Genomic DNA, 15,249 nt, shown 5'->3' with positions numbered 1-15,249 from the left:
GAAGGGCCCCATTTATTCAGGCTTGATCCGCTCTGAAGGCCGGCGCGCGCCGGCCACCAGTTTTTCCACGGCCTTGCTCGCCGCGACCATGCCGAAGGTCGCGGTCACCATCATCACCGCACCGAATCCACCGGCGCAGTCCAGGCGCACGCCTTCACCGACGAAGCTTTTCTGCAGGCACACGCTGCCATCCCCCTTGGGGTAGCGCAGCTGTTCGCTGGAGAACACGCACGGCACACCATAGTTGCGGCTGGTGTTGCGCGAGAAGTTGTAGTCGCGGCGCAGGGTCGAGCGCACCCGTGAAGCCAGCGGGTCGTTGAAGGTCTTGTTGAGGTCGCCGACCTGGATCTGGGTCGGATCGATCTGCCCGCCGGCGCCACCGGTGGTGACGATGGCGATCTTGCGGCGGCGGCACCAGGCAATCAGCGCCGCCTTGGCCATCACGCTGTCGATGCAGTCGATCACGCAGTCCATCTGCTCGGTGATGTACTCGGCCATGGTCTCGCGGGTGACAAAATCGGCCACCGCATGAACCGTGCACGCCGGGTTGATCGCCCGCAGGCGCTCGGCCATCACCTCGACCTTGGCCCGGCCGACCTGGCCTTCAAGGGCGTGGGCCTGGCGGTTGGTGTTGCTCACGCAGACATCGTCCAGGTCGAACAGGCTGATTTCGCCCACGCCGCTGCGGGCCAGGGCCTCGGCCGCCCACGAACCGACCCCGCCAATGCCGACAATGGCCACATGCGCCTGGCGCAGGCGCTGCAGGCCGTCGTCGCCGTAGAGCCGGGCAACGCCGGCGAAGCGTGGATCTTCTGTGCTCATGCTGATACCCCGAAAAAACCGGCGCGCATTATAGGCCAAGCCATGGGTTCGCGGGCAAAGCGCACCACCCGATCATGCCGCCCGGGCATGCCAGAGCGGCCACGGGTTGGAAAAAGTCCTACCAAGCCTGCTTTAATGTCCTATCAAGTAACTATATCTGGACGACAGGCAGGTGGACTGAGAACTACATCCCCTGTCGACAATCCAACGGGTTACCTTCCCCGGAATCCGTGGGACCCACGCCCCAGCGGCGACGCCTCGCGCCCCTCTTCGGAACCTCGAACACCTATGTCTTCACGCAAATTCGGTCTCAACCTGGTGGTGGTCCTGGCCATCGCCGCGCTGTTCACCGGGTTCTGGGCCTTGATCAATCGCCCGGTATCCGCCCCCGCCTGGCCGGAACAGATTTCCGGTTTCTCCTACTCGCCCTTCCGTCTCGGCCAGAGCCCGCAGAAGGGCCAGTACCCCAGCGAGGACGAGATCCGCCAGGACCTCGAGCAACTGAACAAGCTGACCGACAACATCCGCATCTATACCGTCGAGGGTACCCAGGCCGAGGTGCCGCGCCTGGCCGAGGAGCTTGGCCTGCGCGTCACCCTGGGGATCTGGATCAGCAACGACCAGGAACGCAACGAGCGGGAGATCGAAAAAGCCATCGGCCTGGCCAATACCTCGCGCAGCGTGGTACGGGTGGTGGTCGGCAACGAAGCGCTGTTCCGCGAGGAAGTCACCGCCGAGCAGCTGATCGGTTATCTGGACCGGGTCCGCGCCGCGGTGAAGGTGCCGGTGACCACCAGTGAACAGTGGCACATCTGGAAGGAGCACCCGGAACTGGCGAAACACGTCGACCTGGTCGCCGCGCACATCCTGCCCTACTGGGAGTTCGTGCCCATGAAGGACTCGGTGCAGTTCGTCCTCGACCGTGCCCGGGAGCTACGCAAGCAATTCCCGCGCAAGCCGCTGCTGCTCTCGGAGGTCGGCTGGCCAAGCAACGGCCGCATGCGCGGCGGCGCCGACGCCACCCAGGCCGACCAGGCCATCTACCTGCGCACCCTGGTCAACACCCTCAACCGCCGCGGCTACAACTATTTCGTCATCGAAGCTTACGATCAGCCGTGGAAGGCCAGCGACGAAGGCTCGGTGGGCGCCTATTGGGGCGTGTACAACGCCGAGCGCCAGCAGAAATTCAACTTCGAAGGCCCGATCGTGGCAATCCCGCAATGGCGCGCCCTGGCCGTGGCCTCGGTGGTGCTGGCGATGATCGCCCTGGCCATCCTGCTGATCGACGGCTCGGCCCTGCGCCAGCGCGGGCGCACCTTCCTCACCTTCATCACCTTCCTGTGCGGGTCGGTGCTGGTGTGGATCGCCTATGACTACAGCCAGCAGTACAGCACCTGGTTCAGCCTCACCGTGGGCGTGCTGCTGGCGCTGGGCGCGCTCGGGGTGTTCATCGTGCTGCTGACCGAGGCCCACGAACTGGCCGAGGCGGTCTGGATTCACAAGCGACGGCGGGAGTTCCTGCCCGTGCAAGGCGACAGCGCCTACCGGCCCAAAGTATCGGTACATGTGCCGTGCTACAACGAACCGCCGGAGATGGTGAAGCAGACCCTGGACGCCCTCGCCGCGCTGGACTACCCAGACTACGAAGTGCTGGTGATCGACAACAACACCAAGGACCCGGCCGTGTGGGAGCCGCTCAAGGCCCACTGCGAAAAGCTCGGCGAGCGCTTCAGGTTCTTCCACGTCGCGCCCTTGGCCGGTTTCAAGGGTGGCGCGCTGAACTACCTGATCCCGCACACTGCCAAGGACGCCGAGGTGATCGCGGTGATCGACTCGGACTACTGTGTCGATCGCAACTGGCTCAAGCACATGGTGCCGCACTTCGCCGACCCGAAGATCGCCGTGGTGCAATCGCCCCAGGACTACCGCGACCAGCACGAGAGCGCCTTCAAGAAGCTGTGCTACAGCGAGTACAAGGGCTTCTTCCATATCGGCATGGTCACCCGCAACGACCGTGACGCGATCATCCAGCACGGCACCATGACCATGACCAGGCGCAGCGTGCTCGAGGAACTGGGCTGGGCCGAGTGGTGCATCTGCGAGGATGCCGAGCTTGGCCTGCGCGTGTTCGAGAAGGGTCTGTCGGCGGCCTATGCCCACAACAGCTACGGCAAGGGCCTGATGCCCGACACCTTCATCGACTTCAAGAAGCAGCGCTTCCGCTGGGCCTATGGCGCCATCCAGATCATCAAGCACCACGCCGGCGCCCTGCTGCGTGGCAAGGGCAGCGAGCTGACCCGTGGCCAGCGCTACCACTTCCTGGCCGGCTGGCTGCCGTGGATTGCCGATGGCATGAACATCTTCTTCACCGTCGGCGCGCTGCTGTGGTCGGCGGCGATGATCATCGTGCCGCACCGGGTCGACCCGCCGCTGATGATGTTCGCCATTCCGCCGCTGGCGCTGTTCTTCTTCAAGGTCGGCAAGATCGTCTTCCTCTACCGCCGCGCGGTGGGGGTCAACATGAAAGATGCCTTCGCCGCAGCGCTGGCGGGGCTGGCGCTGTCGCATACCATCGCCAAGGCGGTGCTGTACGGGTTCTTCACCAGCAGCATGCCGTTCTTCCGCACGCCGAAGAATGCCGACAGCCACGGTGTGCTGGTGGCGATCTCCGAAGCACGCGAAGAGCTGTTCATCATGTTGCTGCTGTGGGGCGCGGCGCTGGGGATCTACCTGGTGCAAGGATTGCCGAGTTCCGACATGCGCTTCTGGGTGGCGATGCTGCTGGTGCAGTCGTTGCCGTACCTGGCGGCGCTGGTGATGGCGTTGCTGTCGTCGTTGCCCAAGCCGGTGGAGAAGGTTGCAGCGCCACAACAGGCTTGAGATCGCCGGGGGCGCGTTGCGCCCCTTTCGCGACACAAGGCCGCTCCTACAGGATTACCGCAGCCCAGAAGGCCTGTGCAACTCCTGTGGGAGCGGCCTTGTGTCGCGAAAGGGCCGCACAGCGGCCCCATTGGCCTGTCAGTTTGATATAAGATAACGCCCCTCAGTTTCCCCGCCTTGCCTTGCCCCGGAGTCCCTCAATGACGGCCCCAGCCGAGCTCTCGCCTACCCTGCAACTGGCCTGCGACCTGATCCGTCGCCCCTCGGTCACCCCGGTCGACGCCGACTGCCAGACCCAGATGATGAACCGCCTGGGCGCCGTCGGCTTCCAGCTCGAGCCGATGCGCATCGAGGACGTCGATAACTTCTGGGCCAGCCATGGCACCCAGGACGGCCCGGTACTGTGCTTTGCCGGCCACACCGACGTGGTCCCCACCGGCCCGGTGCAGCAGTGGCAGCATGAACCGTTCGTGGCGCTGATCGATGCCGACGGCATGCTCTGCGGCCGCGGCGCCGCCGACATGAAGGGCAGCCTGGCGTCGATGGTGGTGGCCAGCGAGCGCTTCGTGCATGACTACCCGAATCACCGCGGCAAGATCGCCTTTCTGATCACCAGCGACGAGGAAGGCCCGGCCCACCATGGCACCAAGGCCGTGGTCGAGCGCCTCAAGGCACGCAACGAACGCCTGGACTGGTGCATCGTCGGCGAGCCGTCCAGCACCACCCTGCTCGGGGACGTGGTCAAGAACGGCCGTCGCGGCTCACTCGGCGCCAAGCTGACGGTGCGCGGCAAGCAAGGCCACGTGGCCTACCCGCACCTGGCGCGCAACCCGATCCACCTAGCCGCGCCGGCCCTGGCGGAACTGGCCGCCGAGCACTGGGACGAAGGCAACGCGTTCTTCCCGCCGACCAGCTTCCAGATCTCGAACCTCAACTCCGGCACCGGCGCCACCAACGTGGTCCCGGGCGAGCTGACCGCGCTGTTCAACTTCCGCTTCTCCACAGAATCGACGGTCGAGGGCCTGCAGCAGCGCGTCGCAGCGATCCTCGACAAGCATCAGCTGGAATGGAGCATCGACTGGGCGCTGTCGGGCCTGCCCTTCCTCACCGAACCGGGCGAGCTGCTCGATGCGGTGTCGTCGAGCATCAAGGCGGTCACCGGTCGCGAAACCCGCCCATCCACCAGCGGCGGTACCTCCGATGGCCGCTTCATCGCCACCATGGGCACCCAGGTGGTCGAGCTCGGCCCGGTCAACGCCACCATCCACCAGGTGGACGAACGCATCCTGGCCAGCGACCTCGACCTGCTGACCGAGATCTACTACCAGACCCTGGTGCGGTTGCTCGCCTGATGCTCGCCTGCCCTCTCTGCCAGGCGCCGCTGGCGCGTTTCGACAACGGCGTGGCCTGCCCTGCCGGCCACCGTTTCGACCGTGCCCGCCAGGGCTACCTGAACCTGCTGCCGGTGCAGCACAAGAACAGCCGCGATCCAGGCGACAACCAGGCCATGGTCGAAGCCCGCCGCGATTTCCTCGACGCTGGCCACTACGCCCCGGTGGCGCGCCGCCTGGCGCAACTGGCCGCCGAGCGCCAGCCACAGGCCTGGCTGGACATCGGCTGCGGCGAAGGCTACTACACCGCGCAGATCGCCCAGGCCCTGCCGGCCGCCGACGGCTACGCCCTGGATATCTCCCGCGAGGCGGTCAAGCGCGCCTGCCGCCGCGCCCCCGAGGTGACCTGGATGGTCGCCAGCATGGCCCGCGTGCCTATGGCCGATGCCAGTTGCGGCTTCATCGCCAGCGTGTTTAGCCCGCTCGACTGGCAGGAGGCCAAGCGCCTGCTGGCGCCCGGCGGCGGCCTCATGCGAGTCGGCCCGACCAGCGGCCACCTGATGGAGCTGCGCGAGGTGCTCTACGATGAAGTGCGCCCGTACGCCGACGACAAGCACCTGGCCCTGGTCCCCGAAGGCATGGCCCACGCCCACGGTGAGATCCTCGAGTTCCGCCTGAGCCTGGCCGACGCCAAGGCCCGCGCCGACCTGCTGGCCATGACCCCGCACGGCTGGCGTGCCAGCGCCGAGAAGCGCGCACGGGTGATCGACCAGCCCGAACCCTTCGAGGTCACCGTTTCCATGCGTTATGACTATTTCGTGCGCCAAGACTGAGCACACTGGAGCCCCCCATGCGTCAACCCGATATCGAGATCTACCTCAAGGACGACGACGTCGATCACAAGCAGATCGCCGACTGGCTCGCCCAGGCCCTGGGCCCGTGCAGCGAATGGAAGCAGAAAGGCCAGACCTTCAAGTGCATGGCCGGTAACATTCCGGTCACCTGGTTACCGAAGGCTGTGGGGAAATGGAACAGCCTGTACCTGGAAAGCGACCAGACCCCGTGGCCCGACGACATCGCCTGCGCCCGCGCGGCATTTGCCGCGCTCAACGTCGAAGTGCGTTGCGCGCCTGGCAGCTGGACAGAGGAAGACGGGGAAGAAGATGCCGATCGTTGGATCCGCATCAGCGCCGACGGTGAGCAGGAAATCACCTGGCGCACGCACTGAAGGCGTTCGCATCAGGCTGCAAGTTCCACGGTCAACTTGCAGCTTGAGCGTGCAGCCGCGAGGCTCAGAGCCCTACCACGTCCTCGGCCTGCAGGCCTTTCTGGCCTTGCACGAGGGCGTACTCGACCTGCTGCCCTTCGACCAGGGTGCGATGCCCCTCACCGCGGATAGCCCGATAGTGGACGAACACGTCCGCACCACCTTCGCGCTGAATGAAGCCATAACCCTTGGCATCGTTGAACCACTTCACATTCCCAGTCTCACGAGACGACATCTGAACTACTCCGGATTTTTATTTTGAAGATCGCCTTGCTGGCGCGGGCTCACCGCCCGCGCCGACGCAGCTTGCACGAATATCCTGCAAGCGGCAGGCCGAGTATATGACAGGGAACAAAAAAAATTCATGACAGGGTCGTTATTGGCCGAATTTTGCTGAACTTACGCAGATACGGCAGACTAACGGGCTGTAAAACACGAAAACTTTCACCCAGGGCCCCACCCCATGACCCGTTCCCCCCTGCGCCGCCTCATCTTCGGCGCCCTGCGTCGCGTTCTCTACCTGTGGGTGCGCTCCGAAACCATCAACCAATCCTCGCTGACGCTCAAGCTCGACCGTAGCCGACCGGTGTTCTACGCCCTCTCCTCGCCGTCGCTCACCGACCTGGCCGTGATCGACCACGAGTGCACCAAGGCGGGGCTGCCACGCCCGGTGCTGCCGGTGGCCGTCGGCCCGCTGCAGGAGCCCGCGGCGTTCTTCTACCTGACCCCCGATCCGGACTGGCTCGGCCGCCAAGACAAACGTGGCGCACCACCGACGCTCGAGCGCCTGGTCGCGGCGATCAGCCAGCACGCCGAGGAAGACGCGCAGATCATCCCGGTCAGCGTGTTCTGGGGCCAGACCCCCGCCAGCGAGTCGAGCCCGTGGAAGCTGCTGTTCGCCGACAGCTGGGCCGTCACCGGCCGTCTGCGCCGCCTGCTCAGCGTGCTGATCCTGGGGCGCAAGACCCGGGTGCAGTTCTCCGCGCCGATCCACCTGCGCGAACTGGTGCAGCACAACAAGGGCCACGAGCGCACCGTGCGCATGGCCCAACGCATGATGCGTGTGCATTTCCGCAACCTGAAGACCGCGGTGATCGGGCCCGACATCTCGCACCGACGCAACCTGGTCAAGGGCCTGGTGCATGACCCGCTGGTGCGTCAGGCCATCAGCGACGAGGCCGATCGCGAGAAGATCCCCTACGCCAAGGCCGAGGCCAAGGCGTTGCACTACGGCAACGAGATCGCCTCTGACTACACCTACACCGCCATCCGCTTCCTCGAAGTGGTGCTCAGCTGGTTCTGGAACAAGATCTACGACGGCATCAAGGTCAACCACATCGAGCAGGTGCAGGGTATCGCCCCCGGCCACGAGGTGATCTACGTACCCTGCCACCGCAGCCACATCGACTACCTGTTGCTGTCCTACCTGCTGTTCCGCAACGGCCTGACGCCGCCGCACATCGCCGCCGGCATCAACCTCAACATGCCGGTGATCGGCGGCCTGCTGCGCCGCGGCGGCGCTTTCTTCATGCGCCGCACGTTCAAGGGCAACCCACTGTACACCGCAGTGTTCAACGAGTACCTGCACACCCTGTTCACCAAGGGCTTCCCGGTCGAGTACTTCGTCGAGGGCGGCCGCTCGCGCACCGGGCGCATGCTGCAGCCGCGCACCGGCATGCTGGCGATCACCCTGCGCAGCTTCCTGCGCTCCTCGCGTACGCCAATCGTCTTCGTTCCGGTGTACATCGGCTACGAGCGTGTGCTCGAAGGCCGCACCTACCTGGGCGAGCTGCGCGGCGCCAGCAAGAAGAAAGAGTCGATCTTCGACATCTTCAAGGTCATCGGCGCGCTCAAGCAGCGCTTCGGCCAGGTCTACGTCAACTTCGGCGAACCGATCCGCCTCAATAGTTTCCTCGACGAACAGCAGCCCGGCTGGCGCGATCAGCCGCTCGGCCCGCAGTTCCGCCCGGCCTGGCTCAACGACACCACCACCCGCCTGGGCGAGACGGTTGCCCGTCACCTGAACGAAGCCGCGGCGATCAACCCGGTCAACCTGGTGGCCCTGGCCCTGCTGTCGACCAGCCGCCTGGCCCTGGACGAACGCGCCCTGACCCGCGTGCTCGACCTGTACCTGGCCCTGCTGCGCCAGGTGCCCTACTCGCCGCATACCACGCTGCCCGATGGCGACGGCAAGGCGCTGATCGAGCATGTGCTGGGCATGGACCTGCTGGCCGAGCAGAAGGACGCGCTGGGTCGCATCCTCTACCTGGACGAAGCCAACGCGGTGCTGATGACCTACTACCGCAACAACGTACTGCACATCTTCGCCCTGCCGGGGCTGCTGGCGAGCTTCTTCCTCAGCAGCTCGCGCATGAGCCGCGAACTGCTGGGCCAGTACGTGCGGGCGCTGTATCCGTACCTGCAGGCCGAGCTGTTCCTGCGCTGGACGCCCGAGCAACTGGACGAGGTGATCGACCAATGGCTGACGGCGCTGGTCGAGCAGGGGCTGCTGCGCAGGGAGCAGGACATCTACATGCGTCCAGCACCCAGCTCGCGGCAGTTCGTCCTGCTGACTCTGCTCGCGCGCACCATCACCCAGACCCTGCAGCGCTTCTACATGGCCACCTCGTTGCTGCTCAACAGCGGCCAACACACGCTGAGCGCCGAAGAGCTGGAGGAGATGTGCGTGATGATGGCCCAGCGCCTGTCGATCCTGCATGGACTGAACGCCCCGGAATTCTTCGACAAGACCCTGTTCCGCCACTTCATCCAGACCCTGGTGCGCGAGGGCGTGCTGCAGCCGGACGGCAATGGCAAGCTGGGCTACCACGACAAGCTCGCCGAGCTGGCCGAAGGCGTGGCCAAGCGCGTGCTGTCGGCAGAGCTGCGCCTGTCGATCCGCCAGGTGGCCTTGCACCGCGATGAAACGCCGGAGCCTGGGGCGACTGAGTGAACTGGCCCAATCACCCTCTACCCGGTACGCTGAACCTGCTCATTTCTGCCCATAAGGAAATCCCCATGATCCGCTCCTCCCTGCGCTTCACCACCCTGTGCGCCGGCCTGCTGCTGTCGGCCAACGCCCTGGCCCTGTCGCTCGGCGACCTGTCCCAGAGCGACGCCTCCGGCGGCCTGAAGGACGCCCTCACCCAAGGTGCGCAGATCGCCGTCAAGCAACTGAGCACCCCCGGCGGTTTCAGCAACAACCCCGACGTGCGCATCGAACTGCCGGGCAACCTCGGCAAGGCCGCCAAGGCCATGAAGATGTTCGGCAAGGGTGAACAGGTCGAAGCCCTGGAAACCAGCATGAACAAGGCCGCCGAGGCTGCGGTGCCGCAAGCCCAGGCGATCCTGGTGGACGCGGTGAAGAAGATGACCGTGACCGATGCCAAGGGCATCCTCAGCGGCGGCCAGGACTCGGCCACCCAGTATCTGAACAAGAGCAGCCGCGAGCAGATCCGTGCCAAGTTCCTGCCGATCGTCAAGCAGGCCACCGACAAGGTCGGCCTGGCCCAGCAGTACAACAACTTTGCCGGGCAGGCCGCAGGCCTGGGCGTGGTTGACGCCAAGAGCGCCAACATCGAGAGCTACGTGACCGAGAAAGCCCTGGACGGGCTGTTCGAGATGATCGCCAAGCAGGAAGAAAGCATTCGCCAGAACCCGGCCGGTGCCGCGACCAGCCTGGCCAAGAAGGTGTTCGGCGCGCTCTGAGGTGTCGGTTCCGATCGCGGGTCAAGCCCGCTCCCACCATGGGAGCGGGCTTGACCCGCGATGTTTCAGTCCTTCCTGACCCTGAACCACGCCGCATACAGCGCCGGCAGGAACAGCAGGGTCAACACCGTGGCGACGATCAACCCGCCCATGATCGCCACCGCCATCGGCCCGTAGAACACGCTTCTCGACAGCGGAATCATCGCCAGCACCGCCGCCAGCGCGGTCAGCACGATTGGCCGGAAGCGCCGCACCGTGGCCTCGATGATCGCCTGCCAACGCTCCATGCCCGCAGCGATATCCTGTTCGATCTGGTCTACCAGGATCACCGAGTTGCGCATGATCATCCCCGCCAGGGCGATGGTCCCGAGCATGGCGACGAAGCCGAACGGCTGGCGGAACACCAGCAGGAACAGGGTCACGCCGATCAGCCCGAGGGGCGCGGTAAGGAACACCATGAACATCCGCGAGAAACTGCGCAGCTGGATCATCAGCAGGCTCAGCACCACCACGATGAACAAAGGCATGCCGGCGTTGACCGAGCGCTGGCCACGCTCGGAATCCTCCACCGTGCCGCCCACTTCCAGCAGGTAGCCGTCGGGCAGCTCGCTCTTGATCTGGGCCAGGGTCGGCTGGATCTGCTTGACCAGGGTCGCCGGCTGCTCCTTGTCGTAGATGTCGGCGCGCACGGTGACAGTGGGCAGGCGGTTGCGGTGCCAGATGATGCCTTCCTCGAAACCGTATTCCAGGGTCGCCACCTGCGACAGGGCCACGCTCTGGCCGTTGTCGGTGGGCACCGCCAGGCTGCCGAGGCTACCCAGTTCGCGCCGCTCCTGCGGGGTGCCGCGCAGAAGGATCTCGATCAGCTCGTTGTCCTCGCGGTACTGACTGACGCTGCTGCCAGTCAGCGAGCTCTGCAGGAAGCTCGACAGGTGCGCGGTGCTCACCCCCAGCGCCCGGGCGCGGTCCTGGTCGATATCCAGGTAGACCGCCTTGCTCGGCTCCTCCCAGTCCAGGTGCACGTTGACCACATGGGGGTTCTCGCGCACCTTGGCCGCCACCTCGCGGGCCAGGGCGCGGACCTTCTCGATGTGCTCGCCGGTGACGCGGAACTGCACCGGATAGCCCACGGGCGGGCCGTTTTCCAGGCGCGTGACCCGCGAGCGCAGGTCGGGGAACTGCTGGTCAAGGGTGCCGATCAGCCAGCTGCGCAGACGCTCACGGTCCTCCAGCGACTTGGCCAGCACCACGAACTGGGCAAAGCTCGCCGCTGGCAGTTGCTGGTCCAGCGGCAGGTAGAAACGCGGCGAGCCGGTGCCGACGTAGGCGACGTAATTGGCGATGCCGTCCTGCTGCTTGAGCAGCGCCTCCAACTGCTTGACCCGCTCGGCGGTGTTGTTCAGCGAAGCGCCTTCGGCCAGCTTCAGGTCGACCATCAGCTCCGGCCGGCCGGAGGCCGGGAAAAACTGCTGCGGCACGAAGCGGAACAGCAGGATGCTGCCGACGAACGCGGCGATGGTCAGGACGATCACCGTCTTGCGCCGCCGCACGCACCACTCCACCACCCGCCTGACGCGCTGGTAGAACGGTGTGGCATAAGGGTCGGGGGCGTGCCCATCAGTGCCGTGCCGGGCCGCGTGGAGCTTGGCCAAGTCCGGCAGCAGGCGCTCGCCCAGGTAGGGCACGAACACCACCGCGGCGACCCAGGAGGTCAGCAGGGCAATGGTCACCACCTGGAAGATCGAGCGGGTGTATTCCCCGGTGCTGGAAGCCGCCGTGGCGATCGGCAGGAAGCCGGCGGCGGTGATCAGGGTACCGGTGAGCATCGGGAATGCCGTGCTGGTCCAGGCATAGCTCGCCGCCTTGAGCCGGTCGTAGCCCTGCTCCATCTTGATCGCCATCATCTCCACCGCGATGATCGCGTCGTCTACCAGCAGGCCCAGGGCCAGTACCAGCGCCCCCAGCGAGATCTTGTGCAGGCCGATGCCGAAGTAGTGCATGGCGGCAAAGGTCATGGCCAGTACCAACGGAATCGCCAGCGCAACCACCAGGCCGGTACGCAGGCCCAGGGAGAAGAAACTCACCAGCAGGACGATCGCCAGGGCCTCGATCAGCACCTGCACGAATTCGCCGACCCCGGCCTTCACCGCCGCCGGCTGGTCAGACACCTTGCGCAGTTCCATGCCCGCCGGCAGGCTCTGCGCCAGGCGGGCGAACTCGCCTTCCAGGGCCTTGCCGAGCACCAGGATGTCACCACCGTCCTTCATCGACACCGCCAGGCCGATGGCATCCTCGCCCATGAAGCGCATGCGCGGCGCGGGTGGATCGTTGAAACCGCGCTGCACGTCGGCGACATCGCCGATGCGGAAGGTGCGGTCACCTACGCGGATGGGGAACTGGCGAATCTGCTCGACGCTGTCGAAGCGCCCGCTGACCCGCAGCTGCAGGCGCTCGCTAGGGGTTTCGAAGAAGCCTGCGGTGCTCACCGCGTTCTGTTCGCTGAGCGCCTGCTGCACGGCGGCGAGCGGCACGCCCAGGGTGGCCAGCTTGACGTTGGACAGCTCGATCCAGACCTTCTCGTCCTGCAGGCCGATCAGCTCGACCTTGCCCACGTCCTTGACCCGCTGCAGCTGGATCTGGATACGGTCGGCGTAGTCCTTGAGCACCGCATAGTCGAAGCCGGCGCCGGTCAGGGCATAGATGTTGCCGAAGGTGGTGCCGAACTCGTCGTTGAAGAACGGCCCCTGCGCCTCGGGCGGCAGGGTGTGCTTGATGTCCGCGACTTTCTTGCGGATCTGGTACCACAGCTCGGGGATGTCCGCGGAATGCATCGAGTCGCGGGCCATGAAGGTGACCTGGGACTCACCGGGCCGCGAGAACGAGACGATCCGCTCGTACTCGCCGGTTTCCATCAGCTTCTTTTCGATGCGCTCGGTGACCTGGCGCGACACTTCCTCGGCGGTCGCCCCGGGCCATAGGGTGCGGATGACCATGGCCTTGAAGGTAAAGGGTGGATCCTCGCTCTGCCCCAGCTTGGTGTAGGACATGGCGCCAATCGCCGCCAGCAGGATCATCAGGAACAACACGATCTGGCGATTGCGCAGCGCCCAGGCGGAAAGGTTGAAACCCATCGGGACTTACTCCTTGGCCGCCAGGTTCACTTCACGGTTGCTACGGTCCACAGGCCGCACCTGTTGCCCTTCGCGCAGTACATGACCACCCGCGGCGACCACCCAGTCGCCGGCCTGCAGCCCTTCGAGCACCGGCACGCTGTCGGCGCCATAGGCGCCCAGGCGCACCTGAGCACGCTCCAGGCGGTTGTCCTTGCCCACCTTCCAGACATAGGCCTGGCCGGCCTCGGCGGTCACCGCCGAGAGCGGCACCGCCAGCGGCGAGCGTTCGGCATGCTCGATGAACACCCGGGCACTCTGGCCGAGCTCGGCCGGCGTGTCGTTGGAGGTGAAGGCGATGCGTGCGGCAAAGGTCCGCGAACGCGGGTCCGCCGCCGGGGAAAGCTCGCGAATGCGGCCCTCGAAGCGTCGGTTCGGATGCGACCACAACTCCACACTCACCGTCTGGCCGACGGCGAAGCGGGCGAACTGCTGCTCGGGCAGGCCGATGGCCACTTCGCGCTCACCGTCGGCTGCGAGGGTGAACACGGTCTGCCCGGCGGCCACCACCTGGCCCACCTCGACCTGGCGCTTGGCGATCACCCCGGCCTGGGGCGCACGCAGCACCGCGTACTCGGCCTGGTTGCCGGCCACTTCGAACTCGGCCTTGGCCTGCTTCAGCCGCGCCTGGCCGGCACGGTAGAGGTTCTCGGCGTTGTCGAACTGGGAGTGGCTGACCATCTGCCGGTCCAGCAGCTTCTGATAGCGGTCGCGTTCGGCACGCACTAGCGCCAGGTTGGCCTCGGCCGCCGCCAGCTGGGCGCGGTTGGCCTCCAGTTGCAGGCGCACATCCTGGGGATCGAGTTCGGCCAGCGGCTGCTCGGCCTTGACTCGCTGCCCCTCTTCCACCAGGCGCTTGCTGACCTTGCCGCCGATGCGAAACGCCAGTTCGGGCTCCAAGCGCGCGCGCACCTCGCCCGGATAACTGTCGGCCGAGGCCTGCGCCGGTTGCGGCTGGACCACCAGCGCCGGGCGCGGCGCGGCGGGTGGCGCGGCCTCCTGGCCGCAGGCGGAAAGCAAGAGCACGGCGGCTGCCGGCAGGGCGAGGGACAACGCACGACGCAACATGATGAATGACCTTTGGCAGAGGGCGCATCGAATATTTATACTGACGAGTATATTAAGTCAGCGAACCTTGCCGGGGAAGCGGGCGTTTCAGAGAAAACCCATATTTGCGTTGCGACGTACGCTGCAGCCGACGGCCTCACGACCCGGTAAGATGTGCCCCTTTCACACTGAATGCGGTCCCTCATGTCCAACGACGCACCCATCGGCCCCGGCCGGCCCAAGGACCTGGCCAAGCGCGAGGCCATCCTCGAAGCCGCCAAGCACCTGTTCCTCAGCCTTGGCTATGCCAACACCAGCATGGATGCGGTCGCTGCGGCGGCAGGTGTTTCAAAGCTCACCGTCTACAGCCATTTCACCGACAAGCAGACGCTGTTTGGCGCGGCGGTCATGTCCACCTGCCAGAACCAGCTGCCTGACTTGATGTTCGAGTATCCGGAAGGGGTGGCGGTGGAGGATGTGCTGCTGAACATTGCCCGGGGGTTCCAGGCGCTGATCAGCAGTGACGAGGCGGTCAAGCTGAGTCGCCTGATCTTTGCCCTCGGTAGCCAGGATCCGGGGTTTGGGCAGTATTTCTACGAGGCGGGGCCGAAGCGAGTGATGGCCGGGATGGCGGCGCTGCTGCACTGTGTCGACCAGCGGGGGTTGCTGCGGATCGACAACCCGTTGCGGGCGGCGGAGCATTTCTTCTGCCTGGTGAAGGGGGCGCCGGATTATCGGTTGTTGCTGGGATGTGCGCAGGCGCTGAGTGGGGATGAGGCTGAGGCGCATGTGCGGGAGGCTGTTGGGGTTTTTGTTCGGGCTTTCAGGGGGTAGTTCGGGTTCGGGGGTGATTGTTTTGATTTTTGCATGCTAATTCGTAGGCGATGTCGACATTTAGTCACCTTTTCGCCTTTACGTGAACTGACCCCCGAAAGTTGGACAGGTAGCGCTATGCGGCCAGCGCTTGGGTTCGGAATTCTACCGGACTCAAGCCATTCAGTCTGAGACTGATGCGTTCTTGGTT

The 15,249-nt window shown here is 65.4% G+C and carries 12 protein-coding genes; 7 read left to right on the top strand and 5 right to left on the bottom strand.

Annotated elements, in window-relative coordinates:
- Positions 1 to 12: 12 nt before the first annotated feature.
- Positions 13 to 822 (bottom strand): tRNA cyclic N6-threonylcarbamoyladenosine(37) synthase TcdA, encoded by an 810-nt coding sequence (gene tcdA, locus DMX06_RS16075; RefSeq protein ID WP_110738389.1) that lies wholly within the window; start codon positions 820 to 822, stop codon positions 13 to 15.
- 288 nt (positions 823 to 1,110) lie between these two features.
- Between tcdA and DMX06_RS16070 the strand changes: the two genes are divergently transcribed.
- From DMX06_RS16070 to DMX06_RS16050, 4 genes are all read left to right on the top strand, one after another.
- The gene (locus DMX06_RS16070) at positions 1,111 to 3,702 is read left to right on the top strand and encodes a glycosyltransferase (RefSeq protein ID WP_110738388.1); all 2,592 of its coding nucleotides are present in this window, start codon (positions 1,111 to 1,113) and stop codon (positions 3,700 to 3,702) included.
- A gap of 200 nt (positions 3,703 to 3,902) precedes the next feature.
- The gene (gene dapE / locus DMX06_RS16060) at positions 3,903 to 5,054 is read left to right on the top strand and encodes a succinyl-diaminopimelate desuccinylase (protein WP_110738386.1); all 1,152 of its coding nucleotides are present in this window, start codon (positions 3,903 to 3,905) and stop codon (positions 5,052 to 5,054) included.
- Positions 5,054 to 5,866 carry a putative RNA methyltransferase gene (locus DMX06_RS16055; protein ID WP_110738385.1) on the top strand — a complete coding sequence of 271 codons (813 nt, stop codon included), beginning with the start codon at positions 5,054 to 5,056 and terminating at the stop codon, positions 5,864 to 5,866. Before dapE ends, DMX06_RS16055 begins: the two co-directional genes overlap by 1 nt.
- A 17-nt stretch (positions 5,867 to 5,883) precedes the next feature.
- Positions 5,884 to 6,261, top strand: coding sequence for a hypothetical protein (locus DMX06_RS16050; RefSeq protein ID WP_110738384.1), 378 nt, complete (start codon positions 5,884 to 5,886; stop codon positions 6,259 to 6,261).
- Between the two features lie 64 nt (positions 6,262 to 6,325).
- Here DMX06_RS16050 and DMX06_RS16045 read toward each other — a convergent pair whose 3' ends face one another.
- Complete coding sequence (locus tag DMX06_RS16045) at positions 6,326 to 6,535, bottom strand: cold-shock protein (RefSeq protein ID WP_011535295.1); 210 nt, start codon at positions 6,533 to 6,535, stop codon at positions 6,326 to 6,328.
- Positions 6,536 to 6,763: 228 nt separating this feature from the next.
- Here DMX06_RS16045 and plsB point away from each other — a divergent pair, with 228 nt between their 5' ends.
- Together plsB and DMX06_RS16035 are read left to right on the top strand one after the other, a co-directional pair.
- The gene (gene plsB, locus DMX06_RS16040; RefSeq protein WP_110738383.1) at positions 6,764 to 9,253 is read left to right on the top strand and encodes a glycerol-3-phosphate 1-O-acyltransferase PlsB; all 2,490 of its coding nucleotides are present in this window, start codon (positions 6,764 to 6,766) and stop codon (positions 9,251 to 9,253) included.
- Positions 9,254 to 9,318: 65 nt separating this feature from the next.
- Positions 9,319 to 10,008 (top strand): DUF4197 domain-containing protein, encoded by a 690-nt coding sequence (locus DMX06_RS16035; RefSeq protein ID WP_096049485.1) that lies wholly within the window; start codon positions 9,319 to 9,321, stop codon positions 10,006 to 10,008.
- Positions 10,009 to 10,073: 65 nt separating this feature from the next.
- Here the strand turns inward: DMX06_RS16035 and DMX06_RS16030 are convergent, their stop codons facing one another.
- Positions 10,074 to 13,139: an efflux RND transporter permease subunit gene (locus DMX06_RS16030; protein ID WP_110738382.1), complete on the bottom strand. Its 3,066-nt coding sequence runs from the start codon at positions 13,137 to 13,139 to the stop codon at positions 10,074 to 10,076.
- Positions 13,140 to 13,145: 6 nt separating this feature from the next.
- Positions 13,146 to 14,246, bottom strand: coding sequence for an efflux RND transporter periplasmic adaptor subunit (locus tag DMX06_RS16025; RefSeq protein WP_110738381.1), 1,101 nt, complete (start codon positions 14,244 to 14,246; stop codon positions 13,146 to 13,148).
- A 171-nt stretch (positions 14,247 to 14,417) separates the two neighbouring features.
- On the opposite strand from DMX06_RS16025, the gene DMX06_RS16020 reads away from it, so the two are divergent.
- Positions 14,418 to 15,059, top strand: a complete 642-nt coding sequence (locus DMX06_RS16020; protein WP_084942489.1) for a TetR/AcrR family transcriptional regulator — start codon at positions 14,418 to 14,420, stop codon at positions 15,057 to 15,059.
- A 115-nt stretch (positions 15,060 to 15,174) separates the two neighbouring features.
- Here DMX06_RS16020 and DMX06_RS26860 read toward each other — a convergent pair.
- Positions 15,175 to 15,249: IS3 family transposase (locus tag DMX06_RS26860; protein WP_375538105.1), on the bottom strand; the 75-nt coding region annotated here is incomplete at its 5' end.

The organism is Pseudomonas mosselii (assembly GCF_003205295.1).
Classification (GTDB): Bacteria; Pseudomonadota; Gammaproteobacteria; order Pseudomonadales; family Pseudomonadaceae; genus Aquipseudomonas; species Aquipseudomonas mosselii_B.
This window is presented reverse-complemented; position numbering and strand designations above follow the sequence as displayed.